General features: G+C 55.8%; 15 protein-coding genes. 8 read left to right on the top strand and 7 right to left on the bottom strand.

What is annotated here, in order from left to right:
- Nucleotides 1–79: 79 nt before the first annotated feature.
- Together zntB and FHW71_RS00570 are read left to right on the top strand one after the other, a co-directional pair.
- Complete coding sequence (gene zntB, locus FHW71_RS00575; RefSeq protein WP_008106446.1) at nucleotides 80–1063, top strand: zinc transporter ZntB; 984 nt, start codon at nucleotides 80–82, stop codon at nucleotides 1061–1063.
- 255 nt (nucleotides 1064–1318) lie between these two features.
- On the top strand, nucleotides 1319–1465 hold the full coding sequence (locus FHW71_RS00570; protein WP_179450727.1) for a hypothetical protein: 147 nt from the start codon (nucleotides 1319–1321) through the stop codon (nucleotides 1463–1465).
- Nucleotides 1466–1516: 51 nt separating this feature from the next.
- Here FHW71_RS00570 and ttcA read toward each other — a convergent pair whose 3' ends face one another.
- The 3 genes from ttcA to FHW71_RS00555 all read right to left on the bottom strand — a co-directional run bounded on the left by ttcA (nucleotide 1517) and on the right by FHW71_RS00555 (nucleotide 7085).
- On the bottom strand, nucleotides 1517–2452 hold the full coding sequence (gene ttcA / locus FHW71_RS00565; protein ID WP_008106443.1) for a tRNA 2-thiocytidine(32) synthetase TtcA: 936 nt from the start codon (nucleotides 2450–2452) through the stop codon (nucleotides 1517–1519).
- A gap of 310 nt (nucleotides 2453–2762) precedes the next feature.
- Entirely contained in the window at nucleotides 2763–6290 is a 3528-nt protein-coding gene (nifJ, locus tag FHW71_RS00560) for a pyruvate:ferredoxin (flavodoxin) oxidoreductase (RefSeq protein WP_179450729.1), read from the bottom strand.
- Between the two features lie 138 nt (nucleotides 6291–6428).
- Nucleotides 6429–7085: an MgtC/SapB family protein gene (locus FHW71_RS00555; RefSeq protein ID WP_008106437.1), complete on the bottom strand. Its 657-nt coding sequence runs from the start codon at nucleotides 7083–7085 to the stop codon at nucleotides 6429–6431.
- 189 nt (nucleotides 7086–7274) lie between these two features.
- Here FHW71_RS00555 and FHW71_RS00550 point away from each other — a divergent pair, with 189 nt between their 5' ends.
- Nucleotides 7275–7547, top strand: a complete 273-nt coding sequence (locus FHW71_RS00550; protein ID WP_061718809.1) for a DUF333 domain-containing protein — start codon at nucleotides 7275–7277, stop codon at nucleotides 7545–7547.
- 16 nt (nucleotides 7548–7563) lie between these two features.
- Here FHW71_RS00550 and FHW71_RS00545 read toward each other — a convergent pair whose 3' ends face one another.
- A complete protein-coding gene (locus FHW71_RS00545) occupies nucleotides 7564–8556 on the bottom strand; it encodes a 2-hydroxyacid dehydrogenase (RefSeq protein ID WP_179450731.1) in 993 nt (330 codons plus the stop codon).
- 171 nt (nucleotides 8557–8727) lie between these two features.
- Here FHW71_RS00545 and FHW71_RS00540 point away from each other — a divergent pair, with 171 nt between their 5' ends.
- Genes FHW71_RS00540 through FHW71_RS00525 form a run of 4 tightly spaced genes read left to right on the top strand, consistent with a single transcriptional unit; the run spans nucleotide 8728 to nucleotide 13214 of the window.
- Nucleotides 8728–11346 (top strand): YdbH family protein, encoded by a 2619-nt coding sequence (locus tag FHW71_RS00540; RefSeq protein ID WP_179450733.1) that lies wholly within the window; start codon nucleotides 8728–8730, stop codon nucleotides 11344–11346.
- Nucleotides 11343–11531 (top strand): YnbE family lipoprotein, encoded by a 189-nt coding sequence (locus tag FHW71_RS00535; RefSeq protein ID WP_008106429.1) that lies wholly within the window; start codon nucleotides 11343–11345, stop codon nucleotides 11529–11531. Before FHW71_RS00540 ends, FHW71_RS00535 begins: the two co-directional genes overlap by 4 nt.
- 11 nt (nucleotides 11532–11542) lie before the next feature.
- Entirely contained in the window at nucleotides 11543–11863 is a 321-nt protein-coding gene (locus tag FHW71_RS00530; RefSeq protein WP_008106428.1) for a YdbL family protein, read from the top strand.
- A 37-nt stretch (nucleotides 11864–11900) separates the two neighbouring features.
- A complete protein-coding gene (locus FHW71_RS00525) occupies nucleotides 11901–13214 on the top strand; it encodes an MFS transporter (protein ID WP_179450735.1) in 1314 nt (437 codons plus the stop codon).
- A 5-nt stretch (nucleotides 13215–13219) separates the two neighbouring features.
- Here FHW71_RS00525 and FHW71_RS00520 read toward each other — a convergent pair whose 3' ends face one another.
- The 3 genes from FHW71_RS00520 to azoR all read right to left on the bottom strand — a co-directional run bounded on the left by FHW71_RS00520 (nucleotide 13220) and on the right by azoR (nucleotide 15375).
- Entirely contained in the window at nucleotides 13220–13879 is a 660-nt protein-coding gene (locus tag FHW71_RS00520) for an NAD(P)-binding oxidoreductase (RefSeq protein ID WP_179450737.1), read from the bottom strand.
- Between the two features lie 48 nt (nucleotides 13880–13927).
- Nucleotides 13928–14629: a GNAT family protein gene (locus FHW71_RS00515; protein ID WP_353620981.1), complete on the bottom strand. Its 702-nt coding sequence runs from the start codon at nucleotides 14627–14629 to the stop codon at nucleotides 13928–13930.
- A gap of 146 nt (nucleotides 14630–14775) precedes the next feature.
- Nucleotides 14776–15375: an FMN-dependent NADH-azoreductase gene (azoR, locus tag FHW71_RS00510; RefSeq protein WP_008106416.1), complete on the bottom strand. Its 600-nt coding sequence runs from the start codon at nucleotides 15373–15375 to the stop codon at nucleotides 14776–14778.
- A gap of 230 nt (nucleotides 15376–15605) precedes the next feature.
- Here azoR and hrpA point away from each other — a divergent pair, with 230 nt between their 5' ends.
- On the top strand, nucleotides 15606–19502 hold the full coding sequence (gene hrpA, locus FHW71_RS00505; protein ID WP_179450741.1) for an ATP-dependent RNA helicase HrpA: 3897 nt from the start codon (nucleotides 15606–15608) through the stop codon (nucleotides 19500–19502).
- The last annotated feature ends 46 nt before the right edge of the window (nucleotides 19503–19548 follow it).

Genomic DNA, 19548 nt, shown 5'->3' with positions numbered 1-19548 from the left:
TTGCTCACAGCCTGATGATTGCAACTGGTCTGCGCCACGCTAGACTGTATCGTATTGATTTTGATAGTGAGGCGAGTTCGTGAACGTCATTGAAGGAAAAGCGTTACAAGTATCCGATGCCATTGTGTCCTGTCAGCTGGATGGCGCAGGCGGCATGATCCCCATCGAAGATAAAGATGTCATCAACTGCGAACGTCCCTGCTGGTTGCACCTTAATTACACCCAACGTCAAAGTGCGGAATGGCTGCAAAACACGCCGCTGATCCCCGATTCAGTGCGTGATGCGCTGGCGGGCGACAGCATGCGTCCACGCGTGACGCGCCTTGGCGACGGCTTCATGATTGTACTGCGTAGCGTGAACCACAACGCCGATTCGCGTCCGGATCAGCTGGTGGCAATGCGCGTGTTTATCAACGACAAGCTGATTGTCTCGACGCGCCGTCGCAAAGTGTACGCCATTGATGCCGTGCTGACCGATCTGCAAAACGGTAATGGTCCGGTTGATGGCGGCAGCTGGCTGGTGGATGTGTGCGATGCGTTAACCGATCACGCCAGTGAATTTATCGAAGAGATGCACGATAAAATTATCGAACTGGAAGATGCGTTGATGAATCAGGAAGTGCCTGCGCGCGGCGATTTGGCGCTGCTGCGTAAGCAATTGATTGTGATGCGTCGTTATATGGCACCGCAGCGCGATGTCTATGCGCGGCTGGCTATCGAAAAGATGGCGTGGATGAATGACGACGACCGCCGCCGCATGCAAGAAGTTGCCGATCGTCTCGGACGTGGACTGGACGATCTCAATGCGGGCGTGGCGCGAACCTCAATTCTGGCGGATGAAGTGGCGTCAATCCTTGCGGAATCGATGAACCGCCGCACTTATACTATGTCGTTGATGGCGATGATCTTCCTGCCGGCCACGTTTCTTACCGGTTTATTCGGCGTCAACCTCGGCGGCATTCCCGGCGGCAATTGGGCGCTGGGCTTCACCGCCTTCTGCGTGCTGCTGCTGGCGATGGTGGGCGGTGTGGCGATATGGCTGAAACGGCGCAAATGGTTGTAAGGCATAAAAGCGGAATAAACCTGATCGATATCAATATCCCGCCAGGGCAATCGGGGCAAACTCTTTCCCGCAGGTGAATGCAACGTCAAGCGATGGGCGTTGCGCTCCATATTGTCTTACTTCCTTTTTTGAATTACTGCATAGCACATTTGATTCGTACGACGCCGGCCTATCCGCCGGCTTTTTTTTGCCCGCTTGGCTTGAATACTCATCCTTTCCTATGCTTAAAGGACATTCAGTGACAAGGAGAAGGGCATGCAAGCGATCATTGCCAGCGAACCAATTCCTACCGATCCACCACCGATTCCCGAACCGATTCCACAACCGCAGCCGATACCACCCGTACAGCCGCCGTACGATCCCGAATTTCCACCGATCCAGGATCCACCACCGCACCGCTAATAAAAAAGGCGCGTAGCCGAAGCGACGCGCCTTATTTCACAGCAAATCCGATTATTTAATTTCCAGCACATCAAGACGCACGCTGAGATTGGGCGCGTCGTCCTCTTCTGGCTGCCAGCCCGCAGGCTGCACCGGTAAGCTTTCGCGATCAAACGCCAAATCACCGCCATCTACCACGGCATCACCGTGTTTGATGCCTTTGAAATCGAACAGATTGATGTCGGCCATATGTGATGGCACCACATTCTGCATCGCGGTGAACATGGTTTCGATACGGCCCGGATAACGTTTATCCCAGTCGCGCAGCATGTCGGCAACCACCTGACGTTGCAGATTCGGCTGCGAACCGCACAGGTTGCAAGGAATGATTGGGAACTGGCGCGCTTCTGCAAAACGAATAATGTCTTTCTCACGGCAGTAAGCCAACGGACGAATCACGATATGTTTACCGTCATCGCTCATCAGTTTTGGTGGCATGCCTTTCATCTTGCCGCCGTAGAACATGTTGAGGAACATGGTCTGCAGGATATCGTCGCGGTGGTGACCTAAGGCGATCTTGGTACAGCCCAACTCGGTGGCAGTGCGATACAGAATACCGCGGCGCAGACGCGAACAGAGCGAGCAGGTGGTTTTGCCTTCAGGAATTTTATCTTTAACGATGGAATAAGTGTCTTCGTTAACGATGTGGTATTCAACGCCCTGTTGTTCCAGATAAGCCGGCAAAATATGCTCTGGAAAACCGGGCTGTTTCTGATCGAGATTTACCGCCACCAGCGAGAAGTTGACCGGCGCGCTCTGCTGCAAATTACGCAGGATTTCAAGCATGGTGTAGCTGTCTTTACCACCAGACAGACAAACCATGATGCGATCGCCTTCTTCAATCATGTTGAAGTCAGCAATGGCTTCGCCCACGTTGCGACGTAAACGCTTCTGCAGTTTGTTGAGGTTGTACTGCTCTTTTTTTGTTACTTCTTGATTTTCTGACATTATTTTCACGCTTGAGAGTGAAGGCGAGGGCCGTTAGCGGCTGAAGCAATCTTCAGCGGCAATAAACCCTATAAACATGACTGCGTATGGTACGGATTGCGGGCGCGAATGCTAGCCTGAAGTGATCTCTTTTCTGATGATAACGCAGTAGCACGCCTTGCCATAACGACGGTAATGCTCATCAGTTAATCGTCTTTCGGTCGCCATGAATGGCGACCCTACAGCGGTTTGGCGAGGTTTTCGTAGGGTGCGCATTCATGCGCACCTTCATACATAGGCAATTTACTGCTTAAGCGTCGGGCTTTTTAATCTACTCGCTTTTCTCCGTTTTACCTGCTAACTCCGCCAGCCGCTGATAACGCTGACTGGCGGCTTCGGTTGCATCACGCCACAACTGCGACGCTTCTTCAGGCCGCTGGGTTTGCAACTGGCGGAAACGCTGCTCATTCATCAATGCCTGTTCCAGTTCGGAATTTGGCGGACGCGAATCCAGCGCCAGCGCGGCTTTACCTTGCTCGGCGCGTCGTGGATCAAAGCGATACAGCGGCCAGAAACCGCTGGTGGTTAGCAGGCGCATCTGTTCGTGACTATAAGCAAGATCGTAGCCATGCTCTTCGCACGGGCTGTAAGCGATGATCAGTGACGGCCCCGGCCAGGCTTCCGCTTCCTGAATAGCTTTTACGGTTTGATTGAGTTGTGCGCCCAGTGAAATCTGCGCCACATACACATGCCCGTACAGCAGCGTCGACATGCCAAGATCCTTCCGCGCCTTACGTTTACCTTGTTCGCCGAACTTGGTCACCGCGCCGAGCGGCGTCGCTTTTGATGCCTGTCCGCCAGTATTCGAGTAGCACTGCGTATCCAGTACCAGCACATTGACGTTTTCGCTCAGGCTCATTACGTGATCGAGTCCGCCGTAACCAATGTCGTACGCCCAGCCATCGCCACCAATCAGCCAGACCGATTTCTCTACCAGCGCATCGGCTGCTTCGTTTAACGCTTTAGCTTCCGGTTGCGATGACGCAGCAAGCAGGGCGCGCAGCTGTTCAATTTGCTCGCGTCGTTGCGATATCGTGACATTGTCACCTTTTAGCGCGTCAACCAATTCCGCCGGTAACTGCGCCGCGCATTGATCCAGTAATCTGAGCGCGCGCTGTTTCTGCTGGTCGACGCTTAAACGGAAGCCCAGGCCAAATTCGGCGTTATCTTCAAACAGCGAATTCGCCCACGCGGGACCGCGACCTTCGGCATTGGTGGTGTAAGGTGTAGAAGGCAGATTGCCGCCGTAAATGGAGGAGCAGCCGGTGGCATTGGCAATCAGCAGGCGATCGCCATACAGCTGCGTCAGCAGTTTGATATAGGGTGTTTCCCCGCAGCCCGAACAGGCACCAGAATACTCAAACAGCGGCGTGATCAGCTGAGAGGTGCGGATATCAATGCGTTCCAGCTGCTCGGCGGTGATCTCAGGCAGCGCGAGGAAGGCATCATAATTGGCCTTTTCCGTCTCAACATGCTCGAGGCGTGATTTCATGTTGATGGCTTTGATTTCCGGATGCTGGCGATCGCTGGCCGGGCACACTTCTACGCACAGGTTACAGCCGGTGCAATCTTCCGGTGCCACTTGCAACACGTATTTCTGTCCGCGCATATCGCGCGATTTTACATCCAGTGAAGCGAGCGAAGCTGGCACATCTGCTAGCGCTGCAGGATCAACCACTTTGGCACGAATCGCCGAGTGCGGGCAGGCGGCAACGCAATGATTGCACTGGGTACAGAGATCGGGCTGCCAGATCGGCACGGCTTCGGCGATATTACGTTTTTCCCACTTAGTGGTGCCAACCGGCCAGGTTCCATCCGGCGGCAGCGCCGAAACCGGCAGTTTATCGCCAAGGCCGGCCAGCATCGCGGCGGTGACGGTTTTGACAAAATCGGGTGCGCTATCCGAGACCACCGGCGGGCGATGCGGACTGCGATCGTCTACCGGCTGCAGCGGCACCGCCTGGAGCGCTTGTTGTGCCATCGCCAGCGCTTGCCAGTTGCGCTGCACCAGCTCTTCGCCTTTGCTGCTGTAGCTGCGGGCAATGGCGTTTTGCAGTTCGGTTAACGCGCTATCGCCAGGCAAAATCTGGGTCAGATGGAAAAAGGCCATCTGCATCACGGTGTTGATGCGCGCGCCCAGCTGGCATTCGCGGGCGATACGCGCCGCGTTTATCGCATAGAATCGCGCCTGTTTATCGTTGAGCTGGCTCTGCACTTCCTGCGGCAGGCGCGACCACACTTCATCAGCGCTGTAAGGCGTATTGAGCAGAAAAATCCCGCCCGGCTTAAGCTGATCGAGCATGGAATACTTATCGATAAACTGCAGCTGATGGCAGCCAATGAAGTCGGCTTGCTGAATCAGATAGGCGGATTGAATCGGATATTCACTGACGCGCAGATGGGAAACCGTCAGGCCGCCAGCTTTCTTCGAGTCGTAGACGAAATAACCCTGCACGTGCCACGGCGTGGCGTTGCCGATTATCTTCAGGTTGTTTTTGCTGGCGCTGACGCTGCCGTCGCTGCCCAAACCATAAAACAGCGCTTCGAGCCGCGCGCGATTCGGCACGATATTGGCTTCGATCGGCAACGAAAGATGGGTGACGTCGTCATAAATGCCGACGGTAAAACGCGCCGGCGGTTGATCACGCAACAAGGCACGAAACACTGCCAGCACCGCATCGGGTGCGAACTCTTTCGACGACAAACCATAGCGACCGCCGATCACCTTCGGCAGCGACGCGCGATCGCCACGGCTGTAGGCTTCAGCCAGCGCGGTCATCACATCCAGGAACAGCGGTTCGCCGAGCGCGCCGGGCTCCTTGGTGCGATCAAGCACCGCAATACGTTTGGCGGAAGCGGGGATCTTTTGCAGCAAATGCGCTGCCGAAAATGGGCGATAGAGGCGTACTTTAACCAGCCCGACTTTCTCGCCGCGTTGCAGCATCTCATCAATCGCTTCTTCGGCGGTGCCGCAGCCGGATCCCATCATCACAATGACGCGCTCGGCCTGCGGATGGCCGTAATACTCAAACGGCTGATAGTGGCGGCCGGTATTTTCGCCAAACGCAGTCATCGCGGCTTCTACGTGCTGGGTGCAATCGTCATACCAGCGGTTAGTGGCTTCGCGTGACTGGAAATAGGTATCAGGATTGGCGGATGTGCCGCGAATCGTCGGGCGATCCGGTGTTAACGCACGGGCACGATGGGCGTTAATCGCTTCGGCGGGCATCAGCGCCTGTAAGGTTTCATCGCTGATCGGCACGATTTTATTGATCTCATGCGAGGTGCGGAAGCCATCGAAGAAGTGGATAAAAGGGATGCGGCTATTTAGTGAGGCGATTTGTGAAATCAGGGCAAAATCCTGCGCTTCCTGCACGCTCGAGGCGCAGAGCTGCGCGCAGCCGGTTTGTCGCACCGCCATAACATCGGAGTGATCGCCAAAAATCGACAGCGCGTGCGTCGCCACGGTACGCGCCGCGACGTGCAGAACAAACGGCGTCAGCTGGCCCGCCAGTTTGTAGAGCGTCGGGATCATCAACAGCAATCCCTGCGACGAGGTGAATGTAGTTGAGAGTGCGCCGGTTTGCAGCGCGCCGTGCACGGTGGCGATCGCGCCGCCTTCCGATTGCATCTCAACCACGCGCGGCACATCGCCCCAGATATTACGGCGGCCTTCGCCTGACCAACTATCCGCCAGCTCGGCCATGGTCGAGCTGGGCGTGATGGGATAAATGGCAATCACTTCGCTGGTGCGGAAGGCGACTGAAGCCACTGCACCGTTACCGTCGACGGTAATCATAAATCGTCCTTTGCTACGCTGAGAAACCCGCAAAATTTACGGGGGTTATCAGTTCAGTTTAGCAAAGGGCTCTGACGCGACTTTTTCATCTGTGTGCTTGCGAGATGGCAGCGCACCGGAATCTAACATTGCTGATTTTTACATCATCTCCAGCGACTGAACGCCTTTGATTTCCATCACTTTGTCATAGATGTTGTGCATCGGCGTGCGTCGTGACAATGTCACCTCTACGCTTAATTCGCATAGGCCAATCTCTTCATCACGGTTCACCACGGCGATATGGCCGTAGCGCACATTCTCGCGCTGCAGCACCAGTAGCACCAGCGGCACGCTTTTCGGTTTGAGATGCACCAGCAGCGTATGATGACGGCCAATCAGCCAGTGACTGATGCGACGAAACGTTTCCAGCACCACCAGCGCCAGCACGGTGCCATAAATGCCGATCTCATACATGCCGCTACCGATCACCAGACCAATCGCCGCAGTAACCCATAAACCGGCGGCGGTGGTGAGACCTTTCACCACTTGCTTCTGAATAATGATGGTGCCGGCACCAAGAAAGCCCATGCCGCTCACCACCTGCGCTGCAATACGGCTGGGATCGAGCGCCACATGATCGCTGACTAACATATCGGCAAAGCCATATTTCGATACCAGCATAAACATCGCGCTGCCGATACCGACCAGAATATGGGTGCGCAAACCGGCCTCTTTGGCGCGCAGCTGCCGTTCCAGGCCAATCAGTCCGCCGAGAATCCCGGCCAGCGCGATGCGGATAAGCATATCCGTCAACATCGTTCTCTCCTTAGTGGTTGATAAACAAACAATCCGCCGGGTGAAAAGGGCGGAAATATCTCAAACAGGATAATTCTGCTTGTAAACAATGAAATTAAATTTTGTAAAAAGCTGTGTCGCCTATCGATCCCTCACCGCACCTGACATATTCTGGTGCGACTTTTTCGCTCAATCCCCGGAGCCCCATCGATGAAAGCCGCTCTCTTCCTGCTGGCTGGCGCTACCTTGTTACTTTCTGCCTGCAGCAGCAACAGTGACAACGAACCGCCGCAACAAGCTACTGCCGCCCACGTACAACCGCGCGTTGTGATGTCATCAATGGCTGAAGTGAATTGTAGTAATGCCGGGGGATCGCTGGCGTTTTCGCGTCAGTTAGACGGCTCACGCATCGGTATGTGCCAGTTGGCTAATGGTCGTCGCTGTGACGAGCAGGCGCTGATGGGTGGAAGCTGCGCCCGCTAAGGCAGGCGCAGAAAGATTAAGCAGTGACCTGATTCGGGCTGGTTTCGCCGCGTTCCAACTGCTGCAAGTTGCTGAGCGTGGTTTCTGAAATCGCTGTCAATGCTTCGGCGGTCAGGAAAGCCTGATGGCCGGTGAACAGCACGTTGTGACAGGCCGACAGACGACGAAACACATCATCCTGAATCACGTCATTCGATTTGTCTTCAAAGAACAGATCGCGCTCGTTTTCGTATACATCCATCCCCAACGAACCAATCTTCTGCTGTTTAAGCGCATCGATCGCTGCCTGTGAATCAATCAAACCGCCACGGCTGGTGTTGATGATCATCACGCCATCTTTCATTTGGCTGAACGCCTGTGCGTTAAGCAGATGGTGATTTTCCGGCGTAAGCGGGCAGTGCAATGTAATTACATCGGCTTCAGCGAACAGCGTTTTGAGATCAACATACTCCGCACCCAGCTCCAGCGCCGCTTGGCTTGGATAGGGATCGAACGCCAGCAGGCGCATGCCAAATCCCTTAAGGATTCTCATCGCTGCGATACCAATTTTGCCGGTCCCGACCACGCCCGCAGTTTTGTTGTGCATGTTGAAGCCGGTTAAACCATCCAGCGAGAAGTTGGCATCGCGCGTGCGTTGATAGGCGCGATGAATGCGACGATTCAGCGTCATCATCAGGCCAATCGCATGTTCGGCCACCGCTTCCGGTGAATACGCCGGAACGCGCACTACGTTTAAGCCCAGCGCTTTCGCTGCCGCGAGATCAACGTTATTGAAACCGGCACAGCGCAGCGCAATGTGCTTCACGCCCAGCGCCGCCAACTCTTCCAGTACCTCTTTGCTGGCATCATCGTTGACGAAAATACACACTGCATCACAGCCCGCGGCGTTTTTCGCCGTCGCCGGTGTCAGCAGGAAGTCAAAAAACTGCAGCTCAAATCCGTAGCTGCTGTTGACGTGTTCAAGGTATTTCTGGTCGTAATGCTTGGTGCTGTAAACCGCAACTTTCATTGTTTCGCTCCTGAAAAATGCAACGTCGGTATCACAACAGGATAACGTTTTCCGCGTCATTTTGCTGTTCTTCAGCCAGACTATGTCGCTAACACCTTCATTTGCCGGACGTAACATGCCATCATTTGGCTCCTCGTCAGGATTGTGTAAAGAACAGGAACGTTAACTGCCATGACGCGTGGCCTTCGCCGAACACTTGCTGCGCTGCTGGCGCTGATACTGCTGCTATTGGGATTGCTGCTGACGCTCACGCAATGGTTGCCGCGTCTGGCCGGTATCTGGCTGCCCGCAAATACCCGCGTGGAACTCAACGGCACGCCGCGCTGGCAGCAAGGTGCGCTGCATTTCCCAGCGGTGCGTTATCTGGCGGGCGATTGTGAACTGGCAAACGTCAGCGATGCGGCGCTTGGTTGGCAGCAAAAGCGCTGGCAGCTCAGCGCCGATGAAGTGCAACTTAACAGCGACTGCCTGCAATCGCTGCCGCACAGCGAAGCCAGCGGTGCGCCACGCAGCCTGGCCGACTGGCAGAAGATGTTGCCTGGCGCCGATGTGCATCTGCAAAAAATCACCATTCTGCCGTGGCAACAATATGCCGGTCGTTTTGACCTCACCTTAGATAAAGATGTGCAGCAGCTGCATTATCAGGGCGACAACCTCAATGTGGATGCGCGTTTGCAAGGTCAGTTGCTGCAGATTGCCCAGCTCCAGCTCAGTCATCCTCTACTCCCAAAACCGCTCAATCTGCATGGCGATGTCACTTTGCCAACTTTTGCTGATGGCTTGCCGGTGGCGGGCGAACTCAGTGCCGATCTCAATGTTGTGCAGTGGCCGCAGCCGCTGGCGCTGACGCTTAACTGGCAGCAACAGCAAGGCACATTGACGGTGAAACAGCAGGATGACGATCAGCCGCTGCTGCAGCTGCCGTGGCAGGTCGACGAGCGGCAGATTCGTATTACGCAAGGCCAATGGCGCTGGCCGCAGGCCGATCAGCCGCTGTCGGGCGGCATGGCAGTGACGCTGGAAAACTGGCAGCAAGGGCTGGAAAACACGCTGGTCAGCGGGCGATTCAATCTGCTGACGCAAGGGCGCGGCGGCAAAGGCAATCTGGTATTAAGCGTTGGCCCAGGCAAACTGAGCATGGTCGACAGCGTTTTGCCTTTCCAGTTGACCGGCGAAAGCAAATTCGCCGATCTGCAGCTGTTTGGCAGCATGCCCGGCTTGCTGCATGGCGTGCTGACCGATCCGCAGTTGAGCCTAAAACAAGGCGCGTTGCTGCGTTTGCGCGGTCGCTTGCTCTCAACGCTGGAAGTGGATGAAGCGCGCTGGCCGTTGGCGGGCGTGACGGTGGCGTCGCGCGGCATTAATGGTCGCCTGCAGGCGATCCTCAAGGCACACGATCCCAGCTTTGGTCGCTTCAGGTTGCATCTCGATGGCCGCGCCAGCGATTTCTGGCCGGACAGCGGCGTGTGGAACTGGCGTTATTGGGGGGACGGTCAGATCGAGCCGCTCTCTGCCAAATGGGACGTGAAGGGCACCGGCAGTTGGCAGGACACCTTGATCAGCCTCGACACGCTGAATACCGGTTTCGATCAGCTGGCGTATGGCATGGTGCAAGTGGCTAAACCGCGCCTGACGCTCAACGCGCCGGTGCGCTGGCAGCGTGATCCTGAGCATCCGGCGTTTAACGGTGGCTTCACGCTGAAATCAGGTCAAACTCAATTCAGTTATGGCGGCTGGCTGCCGCCATCAGAACTCAATTTTGAAGCCAAAGGCAGCGATCCCAGCCAGTTTATCTGGCGCGGTCAGCTGACGGCGGAGGATATTGGCCCGGTACGCGTACATGGCCGCTGGGACGGCGAACGTCTGCGTGGCGAAGCCTGGTGGCCAGCGCAATCATTGACGGTGTTCCAGCCGCTGCTCAGCAGCGATTTAAAAATGAGGATTCAGTCGGGTGAACTGCGCGCGCAGGTAGCATTCTCGGCGGCCAGCGAGCAGGGCTTCGAAGCAGGCGGTCACTGGACGGTGAAAAACGGTAGCCTATGGATGCCGGACAGTGAAATCAACGGCATCGATTTCTCGCTGCCGTTCCGCCTGAAGGATCATCAATGGCAGCTTGGACGGCGCGGTCCGGTTTCACTGCGTATCGCCGAAGTGAAAAATCAGTTCTCGCTGCAAAACATCACCGCTGATTTGCAAGGTCACTATCCGTGGCAGGAGCGCCAGCCGTTAACGCTCAGCAACGTCAATCTGGATTTGTTGGGCGGACACGTCAGCATGCCCGAGCTGCGCATGCCGCAGCATGAAGCGGCCCGCGTCTCGCTGAAAGAGATCAATCTCAGCAAGCTGGTCAGCGCGATTAAACCCAAGCAATTTGCCATGTCCGGCAAGGTCAATGGCGAGTTGCCGCTGTGGGTGAATAATCCGCAATGGCTGATTGAAAAGGGCTGGATCGCCAATAGCGGCCCGCTGACCTTCCGGCTGGATAAAGATATGGCGGATGCCATTGTCAGCAATAACTTTGCGGCTGGCGCGGCGCTGGATTGGCTGCGCTACATGGAAATCTCGCGCTCGTGGGCCACTATCGATCTGGATAACTTCGGCAATCTGATCATGCAATCCGAAGTAAAAGGCGTGAGCCAGTTCAGCAACCGCCGACAGACCGTTAATCTGAACTACCGGCATCAGGAAAATTTGTTCCAGCTGTGGCGCAGCCTGCGCTTTGGCGATAATTTGCAATCCTGGGTGGAGCAAAATGCCACCTTACCCTCGAAGAAGGATCCCCAACCATGAGCCTCAGGGCATTACTGGTGCTGGCAGCCTGGCTGCCACTGATTGGCTGCGTGCCGCGCATTGAAGTTGCGGCGCCAAAAGAGCCGATCACCATCAATATGAACGTCAAAATTGAGCATGAGATTCACATCAAGGTGGATAAAGATGTGGAAGCGCTGCTGAAGAACCAGAGCGGACTGTTTTGAGGAGAAGCATGATGAAACGCAAGGGGATCGCGCTGCTGGCGGCGCTGCTGCTGATGCCTTCTGCCTGGGCGCTCACGCTGGATGAGGCGCGTCAACAAGGGCGCGTGGGCGAAACGCTCAGCGGCTATGTGGCGGCGCGTCAGCAGGACGAAGAAACGCTGGCGCTGGTCAAGCGCATCAACGATGGCCGCCTGCAGCAGTATCAGCGTGTGGCGCAGCAAAATAACCTGAGCGCCAGTGAAGTGGCGCGCATTGCCGGCGAGAAGCTGGTGAATCGCGCGGGTAGCGGCGAGTATGTGCGCGGCATCAATGGGCAGTGGCTGCGTAAGTAAGATTTATCAGCGGATAATCTTTTTCTGGGAGCGTTAAATGCCAATGCCTCAAACTACAACGGATGCACAGAAGGGCGCCTTAATCGCCGGTTCAGTGGGCAATTTCATTGAATGGTACGAGTTTGCGGTGTATGGCTTCCTCGCGACGGTGATCGCGCAGAACTTCTTTCGCCTGCAGGGTGAAGCCGAGCTGACCGGCATTATTCTTACCTACGCCTCCTTCGCCATCGCCTTTTTCTTCCGTCCGTTGGGCGCGATATTTTTTGGCCGCATGGGCGATCGTATTGGGCGCAAGCCTACGCTGATTTTTGTCTTGATCATGATGACGCTGGTGACGACTGCGATCGGCGTTATTCCCACCTATGCCAGCATTGGCGTGGCGGCACCACTGATCATTACCGGGCTGCGTATTCTGCAGGGCTTGTTTGCCGGAGGTGAATACGGCGGCGCGGTGTCACTGATGACGGAATTTGCCCCCAAGGGGCAGCGTGGGCGTTACGGGGCATGGCAATCATTCACCGTGGCGTTGGGCCTGCTGGCGGGCGCTGGCATTGTCGCATTGCTGTCGGCGGTGCTGAGTGCAGATGAGATGCACAGTTGGGGCTGGCGCATTCCTTTCTTCCTCGCCTTGCCGATGGGGATTGTGGCGCTGTGGCTGCGCTACAGCATGGAAGAAACGCCCAGTTTTGTGCGTCAGCAACAAACGAAAAATGCGCATCAGCCAGCGGCGGTGAGCGCCAGTTTTGCCGCAACGCTCAGGATTATCCTGCTGGCAATCAGCCGCGTGATGGTGTGGTCAGCGGCGGGTTATACCTATCTGGTGATCATGCCAACCTATCTGCAATCTTCGCTGCACACCGGCTTTAACCAGGCGCTGTTGATTGCGGTGATTTCCAACCTTGGCTTTGCTGCGACCATCATCCCTGCAGGCATTCTTAGCGATAAAATTGGACGCCGCAGCGTGATGGTTCTCGCGGCATGCTTGTTGCTGGTGCTGGCATTACCGTTACTGAAAGTGTTGCAGGCCGACTCTTCAACGCTGTTGATCAAGGCGCTGGTGGTGTTTGTTGCGGGTGGAATTGTTGGATTGCTGGCAGGACCAGGCCCGGCGATGCTAGCTGAAATGTTCCCGACGCGCGTTCGCTATACCGGGCTGGGTCTGGCTTATTCACTCTCTAACGCGGTTTTCTCAGGTTGTGCCGGATTGATTATCACCTCCCTGATTAAGCAAACGGGGAATCTCGATATCCCCGCCTGGTACATCATGGTTACGGCTGCGATCAGTATTCCGGCGCTGATGACGCTGAATAAAAAGGATCATTTGCGTTCATTGGATGAAGCCGAGAGTTGAAGGCGCTAGCGTGATGCCAGTGGTTTAATCGCTTCGCGCACCGGCATTTCTCCGCTGGTCAACTCAATGATCACGCGGCTGACAGCCGGTTTTGCGATGAGTTCAGCCAGTGTCGCCGCTACGTCATCGCGAGGAATGTCGCCATAGGGGATCGCCAAACCGGCACGCACCTTGCCTTGGCCTTTCTCATCCGTTAGCGTTCCGGGGCGTAAAATTACCCAATCCAGATCGCTTTGCGCCAGCTCGACATCGGCTGCTTTCTTCACGCGCATGTAGTTCTCGAAGGTGGCGGAGAGGTTTTTGTTTCTGCCAGCTTCGGGGAAGGCTGAGACCAGCAAAAAGCGCGAGATGCCAGCCTGCTGCGCGGCAGCAACCGCGGTGGTTAATCCTTTACCATCAATGACGTTTGTCATCTCTTCACCACCTTTGCCACCGGCACCAGCGGTAAACACCACCACATCGCTGCCCGCCATTAGCGCGGCCAGGGATGTTGCGTCCAGCGCGGTTAAATCGCCGTTAACCGGCTCAGCACCCAGTTCACGCAAAGGCTGTTCCTGTTCCGCCTTACGAAACAGCGGGCGCGCAACGTGCCCGTTTGCGGCCAGCAGTGATGTCAGACGACGGCCAATGTTGCCTGCGCCGCCAATGATAAATACGTTGGACATGAGTACCTCTGCAATTGCGTAGATAAAAGCTAGTCAGTATAGACAACGTCAATCCGCCGGGAAAAAGCTGCGCAGTTTTTGCGTTTCGCGGCCGTGATGATCCATATTCTCTACCGCCAGCCATTGGCGTAAGGCCTGCTGAATCGCTGGCCATTCGCTATCAATGATCGACAACCAATCGGTATCGCGATTGCGCTGTTTACGCGTCATGGCCTGACGAAAGCGGCCTTCAAAGGTAAAGCCGATACGCTCTGCTGCGCGTCGTGAAGCCAGATTAAGGGAATCACAACGCCACGCCACGCGGCGATAACCGAGCGCAAAAGCCTGCTGCAACAGCAGATATATTGCTTCACTGCCCAACACGTTGCGCTGCATCAGCGGCGACCAGGTGACATGACCAATCTCAATCGCGCCATTCTGCATCTCGATATTGGCGAAACAGACCGCGCCAACCGCTTGCTGCTTAACCTGATCGAACACCGCATAACTGACTAATCCACTGTCGCCGATTTTGTTGGCGACCCAGTCGGTCATTTCAGCTAACGATTGCGGCTGCGATGCGCCGAGCCAGGTCCAGTCGCGATCGTCGGCTGCCAGTGAAAAGGCGGCAAAAAGGGCGGGCGCGTGACTGAGTTGAAGCGGTGCGAGATGGCAAAAACGGCCAGTGAGAATAACGGCGGGCGGGAAGGTGGCGGGCTGCCAGTCGGGTAACGCAAAACCGATGGGCTGACCATATTGATTGTGGTGTATCACTTCATCTCCTTTCGCTGTGCTGAAATCGACCATTCAGGGGCTGGCAAAGAAGTGCAGTATGGAGCTTTAAGCGCTTAGAAAACAACAGCAAAAAAAATGCCCGTCAGATAAGCCTGACGGGCATGCATCATAGTGAAAAATGATTACGCAGCAACAATTTGCTTGATGGCGTCTTTTGCATCGTTAGCCGCTTTGGTCGCCACTTCTGGACCATAAGCGATGCCTTCTGCGAACACGAAGTTCACGTCAGTGATACCGATGAAGCCGAGGAACAGTTTCACGTATGGCGTCAGCAGGTCGCTGGCCGTATCTTTATGGATGCCGCCACGGCTGGAGAGGATCACCGCACGTTTGCCGGTTACCAGACCTTCCGGGCCTGCTTCGGTGTAACGGAAGGTCACGCCAGCGCGGGCAATCAGATCGAAGTAGTTTTTCAACTGAGTTGGAATGTTGAAGTTGTACATTGGCGCGGCGATAACCACGGTGTCATGGGCTTGCAGTTCAGCAATCAGCTCATCGGAGAGAGACAACGCTTCCTGCTGACGTGGAGACAACGGTGCGTCGGATGGACGCAGTGCGCCAACCAGCTCACCATCCAGCACCGGAATCGGCTGTGCGGCTAAATCACGCACGGTAACTGAATCACCTTTAGCGCGTGCTTCGTCAGCGTAGAAGTCAGCCAGTTGATTTGACTGAGAGTAACCAGCGAGGATGCTTGATTTCAGAACTAAAACTTTGCTCATGGTATTTTCCTGTGCGTTACGCGGTTGGCTTACCGCTCAATGCTTTACACTGTACGGAGTTAGCCCGCGAGGTAAAAGCGCAATATTTCGAGATCTATGTTCGAAATAATTGAATAACCTCGCACGTCCCGTTCAGGCAGGTGTTCCAAATTGTGCTATGATGCCGACCATTAATTGCTTGAATCCGCCGGGAAATCATCTGCCCGCTGTAACAACAGGTACGCATCGCTATGTCATCATCCGACTCTTCACCTTTAGCCTCCCTTTGGCCGCGGCTCGATAATCTGACGCTGCGCGACAGTCAGCGTCTGCGACGTCGATTGCTGGGCGCTGCAAAGGTGAAAAATCCTGCGGCGCAGCAGGGCATTATGGCTGAACTGGAGCCGGAATTTGTCGCGGCGGAGCAGCGCCTTGCGCAGCGCACGGCGGCGACACCACGCATCACTTTCCCAGACAACCTGCCGGTCAGTCAGAAGCAGCAGGACATTGCCGATGCGATCTGTCAGCATCAGGTGGTGATCGTTGCGGGTGAAACCGGATCGGGTAAAACCACGCAGTTGCCAAAAATCTGTCTGGCGCTGGGGCGCGGAGTGAAAGGGCTGATTGGTCACACGCAGCCGCGTCGTCTGGCGGCGCGCACCGTGGCGAACCGCATTGCCGATGAGCTTGAAACCTCGCTCGGCGGCACCATCGGTTACAAGGTGCGCTTTAACGATCAGGTGAGCGAAACCACCCAGGTTAAGCTGATGACCGACGGTATCCTGCTGGCGGAAATCCAGCAGGATCGCCTGTTGCTGCAGTACGACACCATCATTATCGATGAAGCGCACGAACGCAGCCTGAATATCGATTTCCTGCTTGGTTATCTGCGCGAACTGTTGCCACGTCGTCCCGACTTAAAAGTCATCATCACGTCTGCCACCATCGATCCGCAGCGCTTCTCACGCCATTTCCACAATGCGCCGGTGATTGAAGTTTCGGGCCGTACTTATCCGGTGGAAGTGCGTTATCGTCCGATGGTCGAGGACGCTGACGATACCGATCGCGATCAGCTGCAGGCGATTTTTGATGCGGTCGATGAGCTGGGACAAGAGAGCCGCGGCGACATTCTGATCTTTATGAGCGGCGAGCGCGAAATCCGCGATACCGCCGATGCGCTGATGAAGCGAGATATTGCGCACACCGAGATTCTGCCGCTGTATGCGCGCCTGTCGAACGCCGAGCAAAATCGCGTGTTCCAGTCGCACAGCGGACGCCGCATCGTGCTGGCAACCAACGTAGCAGAAACCTCGCTGACCGTGCCTGGCATCAAATACGTTATCGATCCCGGCACCGCGCGTATCAGCCGCTACAGCTTCCGCACCAAAGTGCAGCGCCTGCCGATTGAGCCAATTTCGCAGGCGTCCGCCAATCAGCGAAAAGGGCGCTGCGGACGCGTTTCGGAAGGTATCTGTATTCGCCTTTATTCCGAGGACGATTTCCTCAGTCGCCCGGAATTTACCGATCCCGAAATTTTGCGTACTAACCTCGCCTCGGTAATTCTGCAGATGACCGCGCTGGGGCTGGGCGATATTGCTGCCTTCCCGTTTGTCGAAGCGCCGGACAAGCGCAATATTCAGGACGGCGTGCGCCTGCTGGAAGAGCTTGGTGCCATCACGCTGAGTGAAGACGAAACCTACAAGCTGACGCCTTCGGGTCGCCAGCTCGCCCAGTTGCCGGTCGATCCGCGTATGGCGCGTATGGTGCTGGAAGCGCAAAAATTTGGCTGCGTGCGCGAAGCGATGATCATCACTGCTGCGCTATCGATTCAGGACCCGCGCGAGCGCCCCTCTGATAAAAAGCAGGCATCTGACGAAAAGCATCGTCGTTTTGAGGATAAAGAGTCCGATTTCCTCGCCTTCGTGAATCTGTGGAATTACCTGCAGGAGCAGCAAAAAGCGCTCTCCAGCAATCACTTCCGCCGCCTGTGTAAAACCGAATTCCTTAACTATCTGCGCGTGCGTGAATGGCAGGATATCTACACCCAACTGCGTCAGGTGGTGCGGGAACAAGGTATGCCGGTCAACAGCGAACCTGCGCCTTATCGTGAAGTGCACTGCGCTTTGCTGACCGGCTTGCTGTCGCACATTGGGCAGAAAGATAACGAGAAACAGGAGTTTACCGGCGCTCGCAACGCGCGCTTCTCCATCTTCCCCGGTTCCGGCCTGTTTAAGAAGCCGCCAAAGTGGACCATGGTGGCGGAGCTGGTGGAAACCAGCCGTTTATGGGGTCGCGTTGCCGCACGTATCGATCCGGAATGGATCGAGCCGCTGGCGCAGCATCTGATTAAACGCAGCTATAGCGAACCGCACTGGGAAAAAGCGCAGGGCGCGGTGATGGCGACAGAAAAAGTGACGCTTTACGGCCTGGCGATTGTGCAGGCGCGTAAGGTCAATTACAGCCGCATCGATCCTCAACTGAGCCGCGAGCTGTTTATCCGTCACGCGCTGGTGGAGGGCGATTGGCAGACGCGTCACGCGTTCTTCCGCAATAACCTGAAACTGCGTAACGAAATTGAAGATCTGGAACACAAATCGCGTCGTCGCGACATTCTGGTCGATGACGAAACGCTGTTCGCTTTCTACGATCGCCGCATCGGCAGCGATGTGGTGTCTGCGCGCCATTTCGATGCATGGTGGAAGCAAGCCAGCAAAGAGAATCCGGACCTGCTGAGCTTTGATAAGCAGATGCTGATCAAAGATGGCGCGGACAAAGTCAGCCAGCTCGATTACCCCAACTTCTGGCATCAGGGCAACCTGAAACTCAAGCTGAGCTATCAGTTTGAACCGGGCGCGGATGCCGATGGCGTGACGGTGCATATTCCGTTGCCGCTGCTGAATCAAATCGAAGAGACCGGATTTGAGTGGCAAATTCCTGGCGTGCGTCGCGAGTTGGTTATCGCGCTGATCAAATCGCTGCCCAAGCCGGTGCGCCGCAATCTGGTGCCCGCGCCGAACTACGCCGAAGCGTTTCTTGGTCGTGTCACTGCGATGGAGCTGCCGTTGCTGGATGCGCTGGAACGCGAATTCCGCCGCATGACCGGCGTCACCATTGACCGTGAAGCCTGGCAGTGGGATCAGGTGCCCGATCACCTGAAAATGACTTTCCGCGTGGTAGACGAGCACAACCGTAAGCTGCAGGAAGGCAAAAATCTGCATCAGCTGCGGCTGCTGCTAAAAGGCAAAGTGCAGGAAACGCTGTCGAAAGTGGCAGACGATGGCCTCGAGCAGAGCGGTTTGCACATCTGGAGCTTTGGCGATTTGCCGCAAAGCTACGAGCAGAAGCGTGGCAGCTATCAGGTCAAAGCCTGGCCGGCGCTGGTGGATGAAAAGGACAGCGTAGCAATTCGCCTGTTCGATAACGAAGTGGAACAGCAGAAAATGATGTGGCGCGGCCAGCGTCGCTTGCTGCTGCTCAACATTCCGTCGCCGACCAAGTATCTGCACGAGAAGCTGCCAAACAAAGCCAAACTCGGTTTGTACTTCAATCCGTACGGCAAAGTGCTGGAACTGATCGATGACTGCATCGCCTGCGGTGTGGATAAGTTGATGGCGGAGGCGGGCGGTCCGGCATGGCAACAGGAGAACTTCGAACAGCTACGCGACAAAGTGCGTGCCGATTTGAATGAAACCGTGGTCACCATCGCCAAACAGGTCGAACAGATCCTGACCTGCGTGTTCAATATCAACAAGTTCCTTAAGGGTCGCGTGGATATGTCGCTGGCGCTGGCATTAGGCGATATCAAAGCGCAGCTGAATGGCCTGGTGTATCGCGGTTTCGTGACCGGCAATGGCTGGTCGCGTCTCGGTGATACGCTGCGCTATCTGCAAGGTATTGAGCGCCGCCTCGAGAAACTTCCGGTGGATCCACACAGCGATCGTGCGCGCATGCTGAAAGTGCAGGCGGTGGAGCAGGCCTGGCAGACGTGGCGCAATAAATTGCCGCCGCAACGTCAGGATGATGCCGAAGTACAGGCGATTCGCTGGATGCTGGAGGAGTTGCGGATTAGCTATTTCGCGCAGCAACTGGGCACGCCTTATCCGATTTCGGATAAGCGTATTCTGCAGGCGATGGAGCAGTTGAGTTAATCAAGAGAGTGATGTGATGGAGGTCGCCATGAATGGCGACCCTACG

This window comes from Enterobacter sp. Sphag1F (genome assembly GCF_014193275.1).
In the GTDB taxonomy this organism is placed as follows: domain Bacteria; phylum Pseudomonadota; class Gammaproteobacteria; order Enterobacterales; family Enterobacteriaceae; genus Pantoea; species Pantoea symbiotica.
The sequence above is the reverse complement of the archived record's forward strand: the minus strand, read 5'-3'. Positions and strand labels throughout refer to the sequence as shown.